The organism is Virgibacillus flavescens, from assembly GCF_050574275.1.
GTDB classification, from domain to species: domain Bacteria; phylum Bacillota; class Bacilli; order Bacillales; family Amphibacillaceae; genus Virgibacillus_F; species Virgibacillus_F flavescens.
The window spans coordinates 673,832-695,291 of sequence record NZ_CP192260.1 but is presented as its reverse complement, the minus strand read 5'-3'; the positions used below and the strand labels follow the sequence as shown (position 1 = coordinate 695,291).

Genomic DNA, 21,460 nt, shown 5'->3' with positions numbered 1-21,460 from the left:
AGAAAGCCGAAGCTAGTGATAGTGGAAGCCGTACTGTTTAACGGAAAATCGGTGACGCTTGCGTCATCGTAAGACCTATCGTTGATAGGCCTTAACATACAAGGTTGTTTGTTCAGTTTTGAGGGATGCGAATCTCTCTTTTTGTACCTTGAAAACTAAATAAGAGCAATATAGACAAGACATCGAATTAAAACGTAAGTTCTTAATCATAAAGATAGTTAAGTGAAGAAGAGCGCACGGTGAATGCCTTGGCACTAGGAGCCGACGAAGGACGGGACTAACACCGATATGCCTCGGGGAGTTGTAAGTAGACATTGATCCGAGGATTTCCGAATGGGGAAACCCACTGTTCGTAATGGAGCAGTACGCATATCTGAATACATAGGGTATGTGAGGCAGACCCGGGGAACTGAAACATCTCAGTACCCGGAGGAAGAGAAAGCAAATGCGATTTCCTGAGTAGCGGCGAGCGAAACGGAATCAGCCCAAACCAGAAAGCTTGCTTTCTGGGGTTGTAGGACACTCCTTTGGAGTTACAAAGAAATACTTTAGATGAATCGATCTGGAACGATCAGCCATAGCGGGTAAGAGCCCTGTAGTCGAAAAAGTGTTTCCTCCGGAGTGTATCCTGAGTACGGCGGGACACGAGAAATCCCGTCGGAATCCGGGAGGACCATCTCCCAAGGCTAAATACTACCTAGTGACCGATAGTGAACCAGTACCGTGAGGGAAAGGTGAAAAGCACCCCGGAAGGGGAGTGAAAGAGATCCTGAAACCGTGCGCTTACAAGTAGTCGAAGCCCGTTAATGGGTGACGGCGTACCTTTTGTAGAATGGACCGGCGAGTTACGATCGTATGCAAGGTTAAGTGGAAGACACGGAGCCGCAGCGAAAGCGAGTCTGAATAGGGCGAAATAGTATGCGGTCGTAGACCCGAAACCGTGTGATCTACCCATGTCCAGGGTGAAGGTCAGGTAACACTGACTGGAGGCCCGAACCCACGTATGTTGAAAAATGCGGGGATGAGGTGTGGGTAGGGGTGAAATGCCAATCGAACACGGAGATAGCTGGTTCTCTCCGAAATAGCTTTAGGGCTAGCCTCAGGCAGATGCGTACTGGAGGTAGAGCACTGATTGGACTAGGGGCCCTCACCGGGTTACCGAATTCAGTCAAACTCCGAATGCCAGCTACGTAAGCCTGGGAGTCAGACTATGGGTGATAAGGTTCATAGTCGAAAGGGAAACAGCCCAGACCGCCAGCTAAGGTCCCAAAGTATACGTTAAGTGGAAAAGGATGTGGAGTTGCCCAGACAACCAGGATGTTGGCTTAGAAGCAGCCACCATTTAAAGAGTGCGTAATAGCTCACTGGTCGAGTGACTCTGCGCCGAAAATGTACCGGGGCTAAACGTATCACCGAAGCTGCGGATTGTTCTTTGAACAATGGTAGGAGAGCGTTCGAACTGCTGTGAAGTCAGACCGTGAGGACTGGTGGAGCGTTTCGAAGTGAGAATGCCGGTATGAGTAGCGAAAAAAGAGTGAGAATCTCTTTCACCGAAAGCCTAAGGTTTCCTGAGGAAGGCTCGTCCGCTCAGGGTTAGTCGGGACCTAAGCCGAGGCCGAAAGGCGTAGGCGATGGACAACAGGTAGATATTCCTGTACCACCTCATGAATGTTTGAGCGATGGGGGGACGCAGTAGGATAAGGAATGCGCACCGATGGATGAGTGCGCCCAAGCAGCAAGGGAGTTGGATTGGCAAATCCGTCCAACAATTCTGAGCTGTGATGGGGAGGGAAATTAAGTACCGAAGTTCTGGATTTCACACTGCCAAGAAAAGCCTCTAGTGAGTTCATAGGTGCCCGTACCGTAAACCGACACAGGTAGGCGAGGAGAGAATCCTAAGGTGATCGGGAGAACTCTCGTTAAGGAACTCGGCAAAATGACCCCGTAACTTCGGGAGAAGGGGTGCTCCTTTTAAGGAGGAGCCGCAGTGAATAGGCCCAAGCGACTGTTTAGCAAAAACACAGGTCTCTGCGAAGCCGAAAGGCGAAGTATAGGGGCTGACACCTGCCCGGTGCTGGAAGGTTAAGGGGAAAGGTTAGCGCCTTCGGGCGCGAAGCTTAGAACCGAAGCCCCAGTAAACGGCGGCCGTAACTATAACGGTCCTAAGGTAGCGAAATTCCTTGTCGGGTAAGTTCCGACCCGCACGAAAGGTGCAACGACTTGGGCACTGTCTCAACGAGAGACCCGGTGAAATTATACTATGCGTGAAGATGCGCATTACCCGCGACAGGACGGAAAGACCCCGTGGAGCTTTACTATAGCCTGATATTGAATGTTGGTACAGCTTGTACAGGATAGGTGGGAGCCTTAGAAACCGGAGCGCTAGCTTCGGTGGAGGCATCCGTGGGATACCACCCTGGCTGTACGGACATTCTAACCCAGGACCGTAATCCGGTTCGGAGACAGTGTCAGGCGGGTAGTTTGACTGGGGCGGTCGCCTCCCAAAGAGTAACGGAGGCGCCCAAAGGTTCCCTCAGAATGGTTGGAAATCATTCGTAGAGTGTAAAGGCATAAGGGAGCTTGACTGCGAGACCTACAAGTCGAGCAGGGACGAAAGTCGGGCTTAGTGATCCGGTGGTTCCGCATGGAAGGGCCATCGCTCAACGGATAAAAGCTACCCCGGGGATAACAGGCTTATCTCCCCCAAGAGTTCACATCGACGGGGAGGTTTGGCACCTCGATGTCGGCTCATCGCATCCTGGGGCTGTAGTCGGTCCCAAGGGTTGGGCTGTTCGCCCATTAAAGCGGTACGCGAGCTGGGTTCAGAACGTCGTGAGACAGTTCGGTCCCTATCCGTCGTGGGCGTTGGAAGTTTGAGAGGAGCTGTCCTTAGTACGAGAGGACCGGGATGGACATACCGCTGGTGTACCAGTTGTTCCGCCAGGAGCATAGCTGGGTAGCTACGTGTGGAAAGGATAAGTGCTGAAAGCATCTAAGCATGAAGCCCCCCTCAAGATGAGACTTCCCATCACTTCGAGTGAGTAAGATCCCTCAGAGACGATGAGGTTGATAGGTTCGAGGTGGAAGCGTGGTGACACGTGGAGCTGACGAATACTAATAGATCGAGGACTTAACTAACCATTTACGATGTCATGTTTATTGCGCTCTTATTTAGTTTTTAGGGTACAAGAAAAATTAAAAATAGCACTTGCATTTTCATGCGAGAATAGCTATAATAAATCTTGTCCTTGAATTTTCAAGATGGTCTGGTAGTTATAGCGGAGAAGTCACACCTGTTCCCATACCGAACACAGTAGTTAAGCTCTCCAGCGCCGATGGTAGTTGGGACTTTGTCCCTGCAAGAGTAGGACGCCGCCAGGCAAAAGATAAGCGAAGATACGTTAAATCGTATCTTCGCTTTTTTTCGTTGTTTTTTATACTCCTAAATTTTTTATATGAATCTGATGAATTATATTGTAAACTAATCAGTATATATATAATTGAGGTGTTGGACAGTGGGGGAACTAATCGATCAGTTTTTGGGGGAACATTTTTTAATAAGTATTGTAAGAATATTAATTGCGTTAATACTATCAGGTTTAATTGGATTTGAACGTGAGATAAAAAACCATTCTGCTGGTTTTCGCACACATATTCTAGTGGGAGTCGGATCGTGTTTAATGATGCTCTTATCGTTATATGGATTCGAAGAGTTTATCGGCTCATCTGAGAATATCCGTTTTGATCCAGCACGAATCCCTTCATATGTTATTAGTGGTATTGGTTTTCTAGGTGCGGGAACCATTATGGTAAATGGGATGACTATTCGTGGCTTAACTACTGCAGCATCCATCTGGACGGTAGCTGGGATTGGGCTTGTAGTAGGTGCTGGTATGTATTCAATCGCAGTCTTTACAACACTTGTGATTTTACTCAGTTTGGTGTTCTTAAATAACTTTGAAAAACTTTTCAAGAAAGGTGTCTATTCAAATTTGATCGAGATTGTCGCTTTACCCGAACTTCCAGTTAACAACATTGTATCTATTTTCGAATCATATAACTTGTTAATTACGAAAGTGGAGATTGAACGCGTGGATGAGAAGACACGTAACATCTTTATAAAAATTGAAAACAATGCTGGTTTAAACAGAGTCGCATTATTTGAGGAGATTTCCAATATTGAACAAGTGAAAAATATTATTGAAAGAAATTAATTTTTGGAAGTCCGGAATGCACTTGTATCGACTGAAAATCGAGCAGGTGCTTTTTTAATTCCTGATTTTCGTTTTAATTTTATTTCTATTGGCGAAAATAGGGTTGAACATTGTATTTGCATATGTAAAAAATTTGCGTATAATAAAAGGAAAGTCAAAGATAGTCAAAGTCAATAATGCATATAGAAAGAGAAGTTCGTTACAGCAATTATACGATAACGAGGAGGAGGCACCTTTGAGTAATATATCTGATATCATTGAACAACATTTAAAAGAAATTTTAGAGACAGCCAGACAAGATGCTATCGAGATTAAGCGAAGTGAAATAGCCAGTCAGTTTAAATGCGTTCCATCGCAAATTAATTATGTGATTAATACTCGCTTCACAGTGGAAAAGGGATATATTGTGGAGAGTAAACGAGGCGGAGGAGGGTATATACGTATTATACGTATTAAATACCAGGAGCATTCGGATTTAATCGATGAGATTATTGATCTAATTAATCCTACCGTTACGCAGCAATCTTCTATCGATATACTGGAAAGACTATTAGAAGAAGAATTAATCACAGAACGGGAAGCGAAAATCATGCTTAGTGCTATAGATCGGAATGTATTAGCATTTAAATTGCCTCTTCGGGACGAAGTCAGAGCTCGAGTACTAACTGCAATGTTAACCACATTAAAATATTTAAATTCATAAGAGGAGGGGAACTTATGGAGTGTCAGGAATGTAATCAACGGCCTGCATCATTACATTTTGCACAGGTTGTCAATGGAAATAAAACAGAGATACATTTATGTGAGATATGTGCTAAAGAAAAAGGATATATGACGTATCCTGAAGAAGGATTTTCACTTCATAGTTTACTAACCGGACTATTTAATTTTGATACTTCATCTATTGGCGCGCAAAACACAACCTCAGACCCACAAGTTAAAGAACTGCAGTGCCCCAAATGTGAAATGACGTTTACGGAGTTTAAACGTGTTGGTAAATTTGGGTGTGCAGCGTGCTATCATACATTCTCAAATCGTTTGGATTCGGTATTCCGTCGTGTACACAGTGGGAATACAAGACATTACGGGAAAATACCTAAGCGTCAGGGTGGTAATTTACACACACGCAAACAATTGGATGCATATAAAGCAACGTTAACTAATTTAATTGAAAATGAAGCTTTTGAGGAAGCTGCTCAAATACGTGATAAAATACGTGAATTAGAAAAAGAGATGCACCAGAGTAAAGGTGGTGATCAGTCTTGACACTGCAAAATTTTATGAATGAGGCAATTAGTCCATGGATGCGCGAAGATGGTCCTGATAGCGATATAGTATTAAGCAGCAGAATTCGTCTGGCACGCAACTTCGCAGATTCTGCTTATCCAATCATTGCTGAAAAAGAGGAACTAGACAAGATAAGGGAGTTCATGGAGAAAGAATATGAACATCAATCGTTTCAGGAATATGCAGATTTTCAATTTGTGCCAATGCACGACTTAAGTGCGATAGAAAAACGGGTACTGGTGGAAAAGCATTTAATCAGTCCACACCTTGCAAAACATTCCGAAACTGCTGCATCATTAATTTCAAAAAGTGAACAGGTATCGGTGATGATTAACGAGGAGGACCATATTCGAATTCAACTATATTTTCCTGGATTTCAACTAAGTAAAGCACTGGAAAAATCGTTTGAACTTGATGATTGGCTGGAAGAGAAAATAAATTATGCATATGATGAAAACAGGGGGTATTTAACCAGCTGTCCGACTAATGTTGGAACGGGTATGCGGGCTTCTGTTATGATGCATCTACCAGCCTTAACCTTCACACAGCAAATAAATCGTATGATTCCTGCCATCAACCAGCTAGGTCTTGTTGTCCGCGGCATTTATGGTGAAGGCAGTGAAGCAGTAGGTAACATTTTTCAAATATCCAATCAAATTACACTTGGTAAATCCGAGGAGGATATTGTTCAGGATTTGCAGAGCGTAGTTCGCCAGCTGATTGAACAAGAACGATCAGCCAGAAATACAATTATGGAACAATCCAGCACGAGACTAGAGGATCGAATTTATCGCTCATATGGTGTATTAAAATACAGCCGGATTATTGAATCAGCCGAAGCGTCGAAATGTTTATCGAATGTTCGCTTGGGTATTGATTTAGGTATGATTAAACATGTTTCCAGAAGCATACTTAATGAATTAATGATTTTAACGCAACCTGGATTTCTCCAGCAATATGCAAAGAAAACATTAACACCAAAAGAGAGAGATGTACGAAGAGCTACTCTCATTCGTGAACGATTAAAATTAGAGGAAAAGTAGGAGGAAAGCCATATGATGTTTGGACGTTTTACAGAAAGAGCACAAAAAGTATTGGCGTTATCACAAGAAGAAGCAGTTAGACTTGGTCATAATAATATTGGTACAGAACATATTTTATTAGGATTGGTGAGAGAAGGAGAAGGTATTGCAGCTAAGGCACTCCAGTCACTTGGTCTTGAAATTGAAAAAATTCAAGGAGAAGTTGAGCAGTTAATTGGAGTTGGTAAACAGCCAATGCAGACGATTCACTATACACCACGTGCAAAAAAAGTAGTTGAGCTTTCACAAGACGAAGCACGAAAGCTTGGGCATTCATACGTTGGTACAGAACATATTTTACTTGGACTTATTCGTGAAGGTGAAGGCGTAGCAGCGCGTGTGTTAAATAACCTGGGAGTTAGTTTAAATAAAGCAAGGCAGCAGGTATTGCAGCTCCTTGGAAGCAATGAGTCACAAGCAAATCGTCAAGGACGTGGTGGCCAGGCAACGAGCGCTAACACACCTACACTTGATTCATTAGCACGTGATCTTACCTCCATTGCCAAGGAAGGTAATGTCGATCCGGTTATTGGACGCGGTAAGGAAATCGAACGTGTCATTCAGATATTGAGTCGCCGTACGAAAAACAATCCTGTCTTAGTTGGTGAACCTGGAGTTGGTAAAACAGCAGTCGCAGAAGGATTAGCACAACAAATCATTGACAATGAAGTACCTGAAACATTACGCGACAAACGGGTTATGACATTAGATATGGGAACTGTTGTAGCAGGAACTAAATATCGTGGTGAGTTTGAAGACCGATTAAAAAAAGTTATGGAAGAAATAAGGCAAGCAGGCAATATTATATTATTTATTGATGAATTGCATACATTGATCGGGGCTGGCGGAGCAGAAGGCGCGATTGATGCTTCGAATATTTTGAAACCATCGCTTGCCCGCGGTGAACTTCAGTGTATTGGCGCAACGACACTTGATGAATATCGTAAATATATTGAAAAAGACGCAGCTTTGGAACGTCGTTTTCAACCGATTCAAGTGGATGAACCAACACTTGAAGAAACCATTCAAATTCTGCGTGGTCTGCGTGACCGCTATGAAGCGCATCACCGTGTAACAATTACTGATGATGCCATTGATGCGGCAGCGAACTTATCCAACAGATATATAACCGACCGTTTCTTGCCGGACAAAGCAATTGATTTGATCGATGAAGCTGGTTCAAAAGTGCGCTTGCGTTCTTACACAATTCCACCTAATTTAAAAGAACTGGAACAAAAGCTTGAAGAAGTACGGAAGGAAAAAGACGCAGCTGTACAAGGACAGGAATTTGAAAAAGCGGCTTCCTTACGTGATTCAGAGCAGAAGCTTCGCGAGGAACTGGAACAAACCAAGAATCAATGGAAAGAAAAGCAAGGACAGGAAGATTCAGAAGTAACTATAGAAGATATTGCTTCTGTCGTATCAATTTGGACTGGAATTCCAGTATCCAAACTGACGAAGGATGAAAGTGATCGACTATTAAACATGGAAAGTGTTCTTCATAATCGTGTAATTGGTCAAGAGGAAGCAGTTGTAGCTACATCTAAAGCGATTCGACGTGCAAGAGCCGGTCTTAAAGATCCTAAACGTCCAATTGGCTCGTTTATATTCCTTGGACCTACTGGTGTAGGTAAAACCGAGCTTGCACGTGCATTGGCAGAGTCTATGTTTGGTGATGAAGATGCAATGATTCGCGTGGATATGTCAGAGTACATGGAAAAACATTCTACGTCACGTTTAGTAGGCTCACCTCCTGGTTATGTAGGGTATGAAGAAGGTGGACAGTTAACGGAAAAGGTTCGCCGTAAACCATATTCTGTCGTATTGCTTGATGAAGTAGAGAAAGCGCATCCTGAAGTCTTTAATATCTTACTTCAAGTACTGGAAGACGGCAGATTAACCGATTCCAAAGGTCGTCTGGTGGACTTCCGTAATACAGTGCTCATCATGACCTCAAACGTTGGGGCAAGCGAGCTTAAAAAGAATAAGCATGTAGGCTTTAATTTAGTTGAAGAGGGCAGGGACTATAAAGACATGAAAGCTAAGGTTACGGAAGAACTGAAAAAAGCCTTCCGTCCAGAGTTCCTAAATCGAATTGACGAAACCATTGTCTTCCACTCACTTGAGAGAAAACACATGAAAGATATCGTAACGTTAATGATTCAACAGCTTCAAAAACGATTGTTGGATAATGAAATTGACTTTTCACTAACCGATAAAGCAGTAGAGAAAATAGCAAATGATGGGTATGACCCTGAATATGGTGCGCGACCACTGCGCAGATCCATTCAAAAGAATATTGAAGATTTACTTTCTGAAGAGCTGCTTAAAGAAAATATAGCAAAAGGTCAAAAAGTAAAAGTTGGACTTAATAACAAGGGTGAATTTATCATTCTTCCATAGAATGATAGAACTTGTTAGAAAGATACCTGTAAAAAGCTAGAAGGATTCGACCTTCTAGCTTTTTACAATCTTACGTAAATTGAAAAACCATGATAAACGGAACTTTGTGGCACGAATGTGGAAAATAATAATAAATTTGATAGAAACCTGTAACCTATGTGCTAGGCATTTCGTATACAATAGAGAGACAGGGTGAAAGGGTGGTTCATGTTGGCAAAACGTAAAATGAAATATGTGTGCCAGGAATGCGGCTATGAATCAGCGAAATGGATGGGAAAGTGCCCTGGATGCAACAACTGGAATACACTTGTGGAAGAAATTGAATCTCCTAGTAAAGGTGCTCGTCAAACCAGTACAGGCATCTCCAATATACAGCGTAAACCTGAGAGAATAACTGCAATTGAATCAGATAAGGAACCAAGAATAAAAACAGATATGACAGAATTTAATCGTGTTCTTGGCGGTGGTGTTGTGCCTGGATCACTTGTGTTAATTGGTGGCGATCCTGGAATTGGTAAGTCGACACTGCTTTTACAGATATCTTCCCAGCTAGCAGATAAACAATTGCCTGTTTTATATATATCTGGAGAAGAATCATCGAAACAAACTAAACTGCGTGCTGATCGTTTGGCAATTAAATCGGATTTGCTGTATGTACTTGCCGAAACAAACTTACATGATATTTCGAATCAGATTACACAGTTGAAACCGTCATTTGTCGTAATTGACTCTATCCAGACCATCTTCCGTGAAGAAGTAACGAGTGCGCCTGGCAGTGTTTCTCAAGTTCGCGAATGTACGAGTGAACTAATGAGAATTGCCAAATCAAATGGAATCCCCATTTTTATCGTTGGTCATGTAACTAAGGAAGGCTCAATTGCTGGTCCAAGATTACTGGAGCATATGGTTGACGCGGTTTTATACTTTGAAGGTGAACGTCATCATACCTATCGGATTTTACGTGGAGTGAAGAACCGGTTTGGAAGTACGAACGAAATGGGTATTTTTGAAATGAAGGAAGAGGGCCTCCGAGAGGTTATGAACCCTTCAAAGATCTTTCTTGAAGAAAGATCGCAAGGCGCAGCCGGTTCAACGGTTGTTGCTTCCATGGAGGGTACAAGGCCGGTTCTGGTAGAGATACAAGCATTGATCTCACCGTCGAGCTTTGGTAATCCAAGAAGAATGGCAACAGGGATTGATAACAACCGAGTACCACTACTGATGGCTGTACTGGAAAAACGAGTTGGTCTAATGTTGCAGAATCAGGACGCATATGTAAAAGTGGCCGGTGGAGTAAAATTAGACGAGCCCGCTATTGATTTGGCGATAGCTGTGAGCATCGCATCGAGCTTTCGGGATCAGCCAACGAAACCGGATGATATTTTTGTAGGTGAAGTAGGTTTAACTGGAGAAATCAGAAGGGTTTCCCGGATTGAACAGCGAGTTCAAGAAGCAGCTAAACTTGGTTTCAAACGAGTGATTTGCCCTAAGAAAAATTTAGAAGGCTGGACGCCGCCTGAATCGATTCAGGTTATTGGTGTTAACACTGTGCAGGAAGCACTCGCAATAGGAGTTTCGACATAAAGGAACAAAAAAATTTCCAAAATAATACAAATTGACACATTAAATTTACTGTGATAAAATTTAATGTTTGCTAAATTGACTGAAAATAGCACTTATGCTATTCTTTAACTATAGAAAAGTCGAGACATTTAATTGGGGTTATTTTACAAAACACTTGGTAATACTAAAAGGTAGGAGGTGAACGTGGTGCTGAAAAAAATCGTGCATTTATTTTTTCTAGTTGCAGGAGGTACCATTGGATATTTATATATCCCGGATATTATTAAATTATTAAACTTTGATGATGCAAAATGGATGGCATCCCCTTATTTGGGCTTATTGCTAGGTGCAATCATTTTATTCCTTATAACCTTTTGGGCAACAGATTATATCGTAGGATTCCTGCGGTGGACAGAAGACACACTGATCAAGGTACCAGTAGGTGATTTATTCTTTGGAAGTTTAGGCTTAATAATTGGCCTGGTAATTGCATTCTTGATAAATATCCCTTTAACAGACATTCAGATTGAATTGGTGTCCCAGGTTATCCCGCTATTTTTAACATTTTTCCTTGGTTATTTTGGATTTCAAGTAGGATTCAGACGTCGTGATGAATTCCTGAATCTTTTGACGGTTAACAGAAAAGACCGGGAACGAAGAAAAACGGATGAAACGGATACTTCTGCTGAAATGATACAACCTAAGGCGAAAATTTTAGATACAAGTGTAATAATTGATGGTCGCATAGCAGATATTTGTCAGACCAGCTTTTTAGAAGGAACGATCGTAATCCCGCAGTTTGTATTAGGTGAACTGCAGCATATTGCTGATTCATCCGATGTGCTCAAGCGGAATAGAGGTCGACGTGGTCTGGATATTTTAAATCGTATTCAAAAAGAAATACCAGTAAATGTTGAAATCTATGAAGGTGATTTTGAAGAGATACAAGAAGTTGACAGTAAGCTGATTAAGCTAGCTAAAGTAATTGACGGTATCGTTGTGACAAATGATTTTAATTTAAACAAAGTATGTGACTTCCAGGGTGTTCATGTTCTGAACATAAATGACTTGGCAAACGCTGTAAAGCCAGTTGTCTTACCAGGTGAAGAATTAATGGTACAAGTGATTAAAGATGGTAAAGAACAGAATCAGGGAATCGCATATCTTGATGATGGAACAATGATTGTTGTAGAAGAAGGACGTAATTATATTGGAAAGACAATCGAAGTATTAATTACTAGTGTTCTTCAAACTTCTGCAGGAAGAATGATCTTTGCTAAACCAAAATTACTTGAAAAAGCACAGTAAAAAGGGTATAACTTAAAAAGGAAACAAAAAGTGATAACAACTTGTTATCGCTTTTTGTATTAGGTTGTTTTCTTACAGATTTTGTAAATAAATTAACTCAACTTTCGCAGATAGATATTTTTTGCGATAAACTATAGTTTTTGTAGCACTGTTTTATAAATAATGTCTATTCCTAAAACATGTTACCAGTTACTTTGTCATAATTGATGTAAAATGCGACTTAACTAAAAATCATGTTCGATGCTCTTCGCTTTCTTGGCCACTGAAAAAGTTACATGTGGTACGAAATATGTGGATCTACGATCGCATCTTCGAATATACTTCGCTTTTCGCGGGCACGGCTTCAGCTTCCTCGGATAAGCAAAGACCGCTTTCCTGCGGGATCTTCAGCTCGCGCTGTTCCCGCAGGAGTCTTCGTATATTCGAAGATGCTAAGTAAGGGTGAAAATAGACAATTTTATTATCCACCATTTTTTTCTAAATAGCTTTACCAGTCCTGGTGAGCGGAGGGCGGTGACTCCTGCGGGAACAGCACGAGTCTGAAGGCCCCGCAGAGTGGGTTTCTCGAGGAGACTGAAGCCGTGCCCGCGGAAAGCATCCGCCCGCAGCGATCCTGGACGGCAGCTTTAGAACGAGAATTTAATAAGAAAGCTAAAGTTAGGTAGCACCAACTTTTTTGCTTTGCGAATGCTGAGTAAATTAATTTATACTAGCAGTTACAAGGAATCTTTATAAAAACTTAGCAATGGAAGGGGTACCATTATGAATAACGACGTTCGCGTACGATACGCGCCAAGTCCAACGGGTCACTTACATATTGGAAATGCGCGTACAGCTTTATTTAACTACTTATATGCCAAGCATTTTAATGGCAAATTTATAATTCGAACAGAAGATACAGATGATAAAAGAAATGTTGCTGGAGGAGAGGAAAGCCAGCTTGAATTCTTAAAATGGTTAGGAATTGAATGGGATGAAGGCGCCGATATTGGTGGTGATTATGGTCCTTACCGTCAAATGGAGCGGTTGGATCTATATACGAAGTACGTAAATGAGCTCTTGGAACAAGGGCTTGCTTATAAATGTTACATGACTGAAGAGGAACTGGACGCTGAGCGAGAAGAACAAAAAGCGAATGGACAGGTTCCAAAATATTCGGGAGCACATTGCGACTTATCTGAAGCGGAGATAGTAGCATTCGAACAGGAAGGACGCAAACCTAGTATTCGTATGCGCGTTCCTGCAAACCGAACGTACAAGTTCAACGACATTGTCCGTGGCGATATATCATTTGAGTCAAGCGATTTTGGTGATTGGGTCATTGTCAAAAAGAATGGTATTCCAACGTACAACTTTGCGGTGGCAATAGATGATCATTTAATGCGTATCACGCACATCCTTCGCGGCGAAGAGCATATCTCTAACACGCCAAAACAGATGATGATTTATGATGCATTTGGCTGGGAGGCACCAACCTTTGGCCATATGACACTGATTTTAAATGAAGAGCGTAAAAAATTGAGTAAACGTGATCAGCATGTACTGCAATTTATTGAGCAATACCATAATTTGGGCTATCTGCCTGAAGCAATGTTCAATTTTATTACCTTGCTGGGCTGGTCACCGGTTGGAGAAGAAGAGATCTTCAGTAAAGAAAAACTGATTGAAATATTTGATCCGGAGCGTTTATCTACATCTGCAGCTATATTCGATCCGCAAAAGCTCAAGTGGATGAATAATTTATATATTAAAACATTAGATCACAGCACGGTTGTTGAATTAACAATGCCGCATTTAATTGAATCTGGCCGTTTATCTGAGGACATGGACGCTGAGACCAGGTCATGGGCTGAAGATGTAATTTCGCTTTACGAAGAACAGCTTCGGTATGCCGCAGAAATTGTGGAATTAACCGACATGTTTTTCAATGAAACGGTTGAATACGATGAAGATGCAACCGAGGTTCTAAAGGGAGAGCAAGTCCCGGAAGTACTGCAGGTATATGCAGATAAACTTATTCATCTGCAAGAATTCAATAAAGATACAATTAAAGCAGCTATTAAAGAGACACAGAAAGAAACGAAACAAAAAGGAAAGAACTTATTTATGCCAATTCGCGTAGCAACTACTGGTCAAACGCACGGCCCAGAGCTGCCTATGGCGATTCAATTATTAGGTAAAGACGTTATTATTAAACGTCTGGATATTCTTTTAAAGGATTTAAAAGCGTAATTGTTCACATTCCAATGAAAATGTAATATAGTAATAGTATAATATCGAACGTTGAGAAGGAGAAGTAAAAAACAATTCGCTTATCTAGAGAGAATCCCCACCGGCTGAAAGTGATTCTAAGCGATGTTTTTGAAATGCACCTTCAGAGTCTGTTATGGAAATCAGTATATAACAGCGGAACTCCTCCGTTATCAGAGCAGAAGTTGGGAGTTGCAGTAACTCCAAACAGAGTGGAACCGCGCTTGCAAGCGTCTCTGTGTAGTAACATACACAGAGGCGTTTTTTATTTTTTCACCCAAATAAATAGTAAAAATGGAGTGTAGTGCTTTTTCTATACAGGGGAGGTATTGTTAGAATGTTTAAACGTATGAAGGCAGATATGGATGTTGTCTTTGAACAGGACCCGGCAGCTCGAACTTATTTTGAAATATTTTTAACGTATTCCGGATTGCACGCGATATGGTCCCATCGAATTGCACATACTTTATATAAACGGAAATTGTTCTTCTTGGCACGTGTTATTTCTCAAATTAATCGCTTCTTTACAGGAATTGAAATTCATCCTGGCGCAAAGATTGGCGAAAGGTTTTTTATAGATCATGGCATGGGTGTAGTTATCGGAGAAACATGTGAGATAGGAAATGATGTCACCATTTTTCAAGGCGTTACGCTTGGAGGAACAGGGAAAGAGAGAGGTAAACGCCATCCAACAATTAAGAATAACGCGCTAATTGCCACAGGTGCAAAGGTGTTGGGTTCTATTATAATTGGTGAAAATTCTAAGGTTGGCAGTGGCTCTGTTGTGCTGCATGATGTGCCTGACAACTCTACTGTTGTGGGGATCCCTGGACGTGTAGTTATCCAGGATGGGCAAAAGATCCGGCGAGATTTAGATCACCACAAGTTACCTGATCCGGTTGACGATCGCTGCAGCCAAATGGAAACAGAAATTCAACTGCTAACGGATGAGATTGCACGACTGAAAGGGAGAGATTCTAAAAATGACAGTGAAAATTTATAATACAATAACACGAGAAAAAGAGGTCTTTACCCCGCTTGAAGAAAGAAAAGTCAGCATGTACGTATGTGGGCCGACGGTTTATAACTATATTCATATTGGGAATGCACGACCAGCGATTGTGTTTGATTCTGTAAGAAGATATCTGGAATACAAAGGTTTTGACGTAGATTATGTGCTCAATTTTACGGATGTGGATGATAAGATCATCAAGGTGGCAAACGAATTGGGTGAAGAAATTCCTGACCTGACAAATCGGTTTATTGACGCGTATCAAGAAGATATTGCAGCACTTGGCGTGAAAGAAGCAACGTACAATCCACGTGTAACGGAAACGATGGATGATATCATTACGTTTGTGAAAACATTAATTGAAAAAGGTTTTGCCTATGAAGTTGACGGAGATGTTTATTTTAAACCACGGTCATTTGATGGATATGGCAAACTTTCCCACCAATCAATCGATGAGCTTCGTTCTGGAGCGCGGATTCAAATTGGTGAGAAAAAAGAGGATCCTCTCGATTTTGCACTATGGAAAAAAGCTAAGGGTGACGAAATTGCTTGGGATTCACCATGGGGTCAAGGACGACCAGGATGGCATATTGAGTGCTCGGCCATGGCTAAAAAATATCTTGGTGAAACAATTGACATTCATGCTGGAGGACAGGATTTGGCGTTCCCGCATCATGAAAATGAAATTGCTCAGTCTGAGGCAATGAATGGAAAGTCATTTGCCAGATACTGGATGCATAATGGTTACATTAATATTGATAACGAAAAAATGTCTAAATCGCTTGGAAACTTTGTCTTAACAAGGGATTTAATTGAAAAACATGACCCGAAAATCATTCGTTTTTTCATGTTGAGTGTTCATTATCGTAACCCGATAAACTTTAGTGAAGAGCTGCTTGAAGGTGCAAAGAACAGTTATGAGCGAATTAAAAATGCTTATGATAATTTAGAACACCGAAAAACTTCAAGTACCGATTTTGATCAGAATAAACAAGAATGGCATGATAAAATTGAGGAGCTTGATCAACGTTTTGAAGAAGCGATGAACGACGATTTCAATACAGCAAATGCTATTTCTGTCCTGTTTGACTTAACAAAAGAAGCAAATCTTTATTTGAAGTCAAAACATACATCTTCACAGGTTATTGAGGCATTTCAAAACAGTATCTCAAACATTTTGGCCGTACTTGGGATTGAAATTAAAGAGAAAGAAGTACTGCTTGATGAAGAAGTGGACGCGTTAATTCAGGAACGGATCGATGCGCGTAAAAACCGTGACTTTAAACGGGCAGATGAAATTCGCGATACATTAAAGGAGAAGAATATCTTATTAGAGGATACACCTCAAGGTACAAGGTGGAAAAGAGGCTAGCTTGAATGAAATTAGATGTTAAACAAACAAAGAGTCTTGCATTAGCGTACATGGGCGATGCTGTTTATGAGACGAGCGTTCGTGAACATTTAATTCGTTCCGGACAGGTTAAGCCAAACAGCCTTCATAAAAAAGCAATTGCATTTGTTTCGGCAAAAGGTCAAGCCAAGATTATCCTGAGCTGGCTGGAAGACGAATTACTGTCAGAGGAGGAGGAGCGGATTGTGGCACGAGGAAGAAATGCTAAATCCGGCTCCATTCCCAAAAACACAAATGTTATAACGTATCGGTACAGTACTGCTTTTGAAGCATTAATTGGCTATCATTATCTGCAAAAAAACGAAGAACGATTAGACGAATTAGTAACGAAAGCAATTCAATTCATCGACGAAAGGAGTGACTGATGTGGATCAGGAAATTATAGTTGGAAAAAATCCAGTATTTGAAGCGTTAAGGTCAGGTCATTCAGTAAATAAGGTATTGATTTCTGAACAATTAAACATAAACGCAAGTAAAAAAGTAAATCAGCTGGCCAAAGAAGCTAACACGATTGTACAAAAGGTGCCTAAGAGTAAATTGGATCAGCTGGTCGATGGTAATCACCAGGGCATACTGGCGTATGTGGCGTCCTATCAATATGCTGACATAGATGATTTGTTTGCAGCTGCAGCAGCTAAAGATGAAGCTCCATTTTTTGTAATATTGGACGAGCTTGAGGACCCGCATAATTTGGGATCTATTCTCCGAACATCAGATGCTACAGGTGTACATGGTGTTATTATTCCAAAACGAAGATCAGTTGGTCTTACTGCTACAGTAGCAAAGACATCAGCTGGGGCAATCGAGCATATCCCGGTTGCACGGGTAACTAATATATCGTCTACAATCGAAGAATTAAAATCACGAAATGTATGGGTAGTCGGTACTGCCGCAGATGGAACAGAAGATTACCGTCAATTGGATGGTACAATGCCACTTGCATTGGTAATTGGTAATGAAGGCAAAGGCATGAGTCGTTTGGTTCAAGAAAAATGTGACTGGACTGTGAGTTTACCGTTAAAAGGTAAAGTATCCTCTTTAAACGCTTCTGTGGCCTGTAGTTTATTACTTTATGAAGTATTCCGCAAAAGGTCTCCGTTAGGGGAATAAGTGATGGACGTACTAGTAGTGGACGGGTACAACATCATAGGCGACTGGGATGAATTAAAACGGTTAAAGGATATTGATCTGGAGCAAGCCAGAAACCGTTTGATTGAAAAAATGGCAGAATACAAAGCGTTTACTGGTTACCGGGTAATAATCGTTTTTGATGCTTTTTACGTATCAGGTACCGCTAATAAGTTAAAGGAATATAGAGTCGAAATTATCTACACGAAGGAAAACGAGACCGCTGATGAGCGTATTGAAAAGCTTGTTACCAGCTTAAAAAACGTCGTCAACCAGGTATACGTTGCTACCTCCGATTACGCGGAGCAACGTATTATCTTTGGTCGAGGTGCACTTAGGAAGTCAGCGAGAGAATTATATATTGAACTGATTGACATGGAAGTGGATATTCAAGAAAGTATCAAACAACATAAAAAAACAAAAAAACCTACAAAAATTACATTAACAAATGATATTTTAGAAAAGTTCGAAAAGTGGCGCCGTGGCAATGAATAACACATAAAAAGCCGACAAATCACGCTTTGTAATCGTTTTTCCATATTGACGGTATCAAAACAATTCCTGTATAATAACTTCTATATATTGACAGTGTTTGTGTGGGGGGGGCTTTTTTTGTGAATGTCAAGCAACTAGAGATAGAAATTGATGACTTCAGTTTGCTGGATGATGATGCGATCATAACAATGATTCATCAGGACAATAGCCGTGCGCTTGATTATTTAATTCACAAATATAGAAACTTTGTGCGAGCTAAAGCACGTACCTATTTTTTAATTGGCGCTGATAAAGAAGATATTGTACAAGAAGGTATGATTGGTCTTTTTAAAGCAATACGTGATTTTGATTCGGACAAGCTTTCTTCATTTAAAGCCTTTGCTGAATTGTGTATCACAAGACAAATTATTACTGCAGTAAAAACTTCTACTAGGCAAAAGCACATACCATTAAATTCCTATGTTTCTCTGGATAAACCGGTGTACGATGAAGAATCAGATCGAACTTTACTGGATATTATCGCAGGGTCACGATCCATCGATCCACAGGAACTACTCATAAGTCGGGAAAAATACAGCGATATGGAAAGTAAATTGTCGGAATTATTAAGCGAGTTAGAAAAAAAGTCCTTGAATCTATATTTGGATGGCAGATCCTATCAGGAAATATCTGTAGAATTAAAAAGGCACGTGAAATCGATAGACAACGCGCTTCAACGGGTAAAACGAAAATTCGAACAATTGATAGAATCACGAGAGATAACCTTGTAAACAAGCATTGACACATTAATTTAAGAGTGCTACATTAATAGAAGTATTGTAAAATACCCTGATTCGGGGTGATTGAATGAATAAAAAAGTGGTTTTAGCGTGTGCAGAATGCTCTAGTAGAAACTATTCAACTCACAAAAATGTATCCACACAACCTAATCGACTGGAAGTAAGAAAATACTGCAAAACATGTGGAAAACATACACTGCACCGTGAAACTAAATAAGACGCATCCTTCGGGTATGGTTTGGGGGTACTATCATGAATCTTTTTAAGTTCTTAAAGAATGTATCGCGTGAAATGAAAAAAGTTAGCTGGCCAAAAGGGAAAGAGTTAACTAGTTATACGATTACTGTAATCGCTACTGTGGTATTTGTTGCATTGTTCTTTACAGTTATCGATTCATTAATTACGCTTTTATTAAATAGTTTATAAATAGATTTTTGAATAATAAAGCTATAGTTATGTTATAATGGAAATTAATAACGCATGAAAAAAAACCCGACTTAACGGGTTTTTTAATATTGTAGAAATTTTTAGAGCGGATGTTACCTGATTGATAGGCAAACGATCACACAACCGAGAGGCATTACAGTATTTTAAGCTCTCTTGATTGTGCTGTCGTCGCCTCCGCTTTTTAGTCAAGGGAGGGAAGGGCAATAATATTGTCCTGTTCAAATGGAGAAAAACTGGTATGTAGTTCATACGTATTCCGGATATGAAAACAAAGTTAAGACAAATTTAGAAAAACGTGTAGAAACAATGGGTATGGAAGATAAAATATTCCGCGTAATCGTTCCAGAGGATGAGGAAACGGAAATAAAAAACGGGAAAAAGAAGATCGTAAAAAAGAAATTCTTTCCTGGTTATGTCTTAGCCGAAATGATTATGACGGATGACTCGTGGTATGTAGTAAGAAATACGCCAGGTGTTACTGGTTTCGTTGGCTCAAGTGGCCATGGTTCAAAACCAACGCCTTTATTACCGGACGAGGTAGAAACTGTATTGAAACGTATGGGAGTTTCAGAAGCAATCACTCAAATCGATTTCGATTTAAAAGAAAACGTTCGAGTGAACGAAGGACCGTTTGCTAATTTCACTGGTACAGTTGAGCATATAGATATTGATAAGCAAAAAGTGAAAGTGCATGTAAATATGTTCGGACGCGAAACACCTGTTGAACTTGAATTCTCGCAAATTGAAAAATTATAAGTAGCACAGGAAACGCAAGGCTGATACGAATTGTTATTTCGTGAGTTTTGTTGAGTTTATTCTAGATGTAAAGCGCGAAATGAAAAAGTTACATGTTGTACAAAATAAAGTAGATCTACGATCGCATCGTCGAATATACTACGCTTTCCTGCTTAGATCTTCAGCTCGCGCTGTTCCCACAGGATAAGGAAAGCTTCCCTGAAAAGGCATCGCACGAAGAAAAAGTGCATTTCTTTTTCGAGGAGTCTTCGTATATTCGAAGATGCTAAGTAAGAGTGAAAAGATAGAATTATATTATCCATCTTTTTTTCAGTAGGTTCCTACGTTTTCCCTGCGTTGTTAAAGTGAACGATAGAAATCATTTTTATGGATTATAGCCTGAAGTTTCCACAATTTTGGCAGTTGTTTGGAGTGGAGGACCGTTGACTCCTGCGGGAACAGCACGAGTCTGAAGGCCCCGCAGAGCGGTTTCTCGAGGGGACTGAAGCCGTGCCCGCGGAAAGCAACGGTCCGCAACGGAAAACAACCAGCTATTACTTCGCATTTTATAGATTTTGTGGCAAAAACAACAATCTATTAGAAAACAGTCGAAACTAAAAATGCGGTAAGGACTTGCATTATTTTCTGATACATGCTAAAATTCTTTTGTTATTCATGTCCATGAATTTAAAGGAATATGATCAATATTGAGTGGGAGGGTACAAACCCTATTACCACATCACGGACTTTAAGGAGGTGTGTCTCGTGGCTAAAAAAGTAATCAAGATAGTTAAGTTACAAATTCCAGCTGGTAAAGCAAATCCAGCACCGCCGGTAGGACCAGCATTAGGTCAAGCAGGTGTTAATATTATGGGATTCTGTAAGGAATTTAATGCTCGTACGCAAGATGAAGCTGGTATGATTATTCCGGTAGAAATCTCGGTATATGAAGACCGTTCATTTACGTTTATTACAAAAACTCCACCTGCTGCAGTATTATTGAAGAAAGCAGCTGGTATCGAATCTGGTTCTGGTGAACCAAACCGTAATAAAGTCGCAACAGTTAAACGCGATAAAGTAAAAGAAATTGCAGAAACTAAAATGCCTGATTTAAACGCCGCTGATGTAGAAGCAGCGATGCGCATGGTTGAAGGAACTGCACGCAGCATGGGTATAACAATAGAAGACTAATACCTTGATGCTTTTCGGATACGAGCTGGGTTGCGATAGTGGGATTCCATTTCTCGCAACCTTTTTCGTGAGAAGGTTTATCCTGCCGAATTCAAGGTGTGCTTTATAAAAGCTATCGCGCTTTTATAAGTGGGAGGTATTACCGCTATTACCAC

18 protein-coding genes, 2 rRNA genes and 1 other annotated feature are annotated in these 21,460 nt (G+C 40.8%); all 20 genes read left to right on the top strand.

Annotation, left to right across the window (positions count from 1 at the left end; genetic code table 11):
- Window positions 1–216: 216 nt before the first annotated feature.
- Window positions 217–3,138: ribosomal RNA gene (locus VBD025_RS03485) — 23S ribosomal RNA — on the top strand.
- Between the two features lie 127 nt (window positions 3,139–3,265).
- Window positions 3,266–3,381: ribosomal RNA gene (rrf, locus tag VBD025_RS03480) — 5S ribosomal RNA — on the top strand.
- A 134-nt stretch (window positions 3,382–3,515) separates the two neighbouring features.
- Window positions 3,516–4,214, top strand: coding sequence for an MgtC/SapB family protein (locus tag VBD025_RS03475; protein ID WP_430789335.1), 699 nt, complete (start codon window positions 3,516–3,518; stop codon window positions 4,212–4,214).
- A 235-nt stretch (window positions 4,215–4,449) separates the two neighbouring features.
- Window positions 4,450–4,917, top strand: coding sequence for a CtsR family transcriptional regulator (locus VBD025_RS03470; RefSeq protein ID WP_430789333.1), 468 nt, complete (start codon window positions 4,450–4,452; stop codon window positions 4,915–4,917).
- Window positions 4,918–4,931: 14 nt separating this feature from the next.
- Window positions 4,932–5,480 carry a UvrB/UvrC motif-containing protein gene (locus VBD025_RS03465; RefSeq protein ID WP_430789331.1) on the top strand — a complete coding sequence of 183 codons (549 nt, stop codon included), beginning with the start codon at window positions 4,932–4,934 and terminating at the stop codon, window positions 5,478–5,480.
- Entirely contained in the window at window positions 5,477–6,544 is a 1,068-nt protein-coding gene (locus VBD025_RS03460) for a protein arginine kinase (protein ID WP_430789329.1), read from the top strand. The genes VBD025_RS03465 and VBD025_RS03460 overlap by 4 nt, the downstream gene beginning before the upstream one ends.
- A 12-nt stretch (window positions 6,545–6,556) precedes the next feature.
- Window positions 6,557–8,986, top strand: a complete 2,430-nt coding sequence (gene clpC, locus VBD025_RS03455; protein ID WP_430789327.1) for an ATP-dependent protease ATP-binding subunit ClpC — start codon at window positions 6,557–6,559, stop codon at window positions 8,984–8,986.
- 210 nt (window positions 8,987–9,196) lie between these two features.
- Window positions 9,197–10,570: a DNA repair protein RadA gene (gene radA / locus VBD025_RS03450; protein ID WP_430789325.1), complete on the top strand. Its 1,374-nt coding sequence runs from the start codon at window positions 9,197–9,199 to the stop codon at window positions 10,568–10,570.
- Between the two features lie 186 nt (window positions 10,571–10,756).
- Complete coding sequence (locus tag VBD025_RS03445; RefSeq protein ID WP_430789323.1) at window positions 10,757–11,857, top strand: PIN/TRAM domain-containing protein; 1,101 nt, start codon at window positions 10,757–10,759, stop codon at window positions 11,855–11,857.
- A 762-nt stretch (window positions 11,858–12,619) separates the two neighbouring features.
- Entirely contained in the window at window positions 12,620–14,089 is a 1,470-nt protein-coding gene (gene gltX, locus VBD025_RS03440) for a glutamate--tRNA ligase (protein WP_430789321.1), read from the top strand.
- 42 nt (window positions 14,090–14,131) lie between these two features.
- Window positions 14,132–14,348 (top strand) — a binding site (T-box leader).
- Window positions 14,349–14,444: 96 nt separating this feature from the next.
- Window positions 14,445–15,110: a serine O-acetyltransferase gene (gene cysE / locus VBD025_RS03435; protein WP_430789319.1), complete on the top strand. Its 666-nt coding sequence runs from the start codon at window positions 14,445–14,447 to the stop codon at window positions 15,108–15,110.
- Window positions 15,091–16,491 carry a cysteine--tRNA ligase gene (gene cysS, locus VBD025_RS03430; protein WP_430789317.1) on the top strand — a complete coding sequence of 467 codons (1,401 nt, stop codon included), beginning with the start codon at window positions 15,091–15,093 and terminating at the stop codon, window positions 16,489–16,491. Before cysE ends, cysS begins: the two co-directional genes overlap by 20 nt.
- 5 nt (window positions 16,492–16,496) lie before the next feature.
- Window positions 16,497–16,895 carry a Mini-ribonuclease 3 gene (locus VBD025_RS03425; RefSeq protein WP_430789315.1) on the top strand — a complete coding sequence of 133 codons (399 nt, stop codon included), beginning with the start codon at window positions 16,497–16,499 and terminating at the stop codon, window positions 16,893–16,895.
- A gap of 1 nt (window position 16,896) precedes the next feature.
- Window positions 16,897–17,640, top strand: coding sequence for a 23S rRNA (guanosine(2251)-2'-O)-methyltransferase RlmB (gene rlmB / locus VBD025_RS03420; protein WP_430789313.1), 744 nt, complete (start codon window positions 16,897–16,899; stop codon window positions 17,638–17,640).
- A 3-nt stretch (window positions 17,641–17,643) separates the two neighbouring features.
- Window positions 17,644–18,153, top strand: coding sequence for an NYN domain-containing protein (locus VBD025_RS03415; RefSeq protein ID WP_430789311.1), 510 nt, complete (start codon window positions 17,644–17,646; stop codon window positions 18,151–18,153).
- 119 nt (window positions 18,154–18,272) lie between these two features.
- A complete protein-coding gene (gene sigH, locus VBD025_RS03410; RefSeq protein WP_430789309.1) occupies window positions 18,273–18,923 on the top strand; it encodes an RNA polymerase sporulation sigma factor SigH in 651 nt (216 codons plus the stop codon).
- Window positions 18,924–18,999: 76 nt separating this feature from the next.
- Complete coding sequence (gene rpmG / locus VBD025_RS03405) at window positions 19,000–19,149, top strand: 50S ribosomal protein L33 (protein WP_430789307.1); 150 nt, start codon at window positions 19,000–19,002, stop codon at window positions 19,147–19,149.
- 35 nt (window positions 19,150–19,184) lie between these two features.
- Complete coding sequence (secE, locus tag VBD025_RS03400; RefSeq protein ID WP_430789305.1) at window positions 19,185–19,358, top strand: preprotein translocase subunit SecE; 174 nt, start codon at window positions 19,185–19,187, stop codon at window positions 19,356–19,358.
- A 243-nt stretch (window positions 19,359–19,601) separates the two neighbouring features.
- The gene (nusG, locus tag VBD025_RS03395; protein WP_430789303.1) at window positions 19,602–20,135 is read left to right on the top strand and encodes a transcription termination/antitermination protein NusG; all 534 of its coding nucleotides are present in this window, start codon (window positions 19,602–19,604) and stop codon (window positions 20,133–20,135) included.
- 744 nt (window positions 20,136–20,879) lie between these two features.
- The gene (rplK, locus tag VBD025_RS03390; protein WP_430789301.1) at window positions 20,880–21,305 is read left to right on the top strand and encodes a 50S ribosomal protein L11; all 426 of its coding nucleotides are present in this window, start codon (window positions 20,880–20,882) and stop codon (window positions 21,303–21,305) included.
- The last annotated feature ends 155 nt before the right edge of the window (window positions 21,306–21,460 follow it).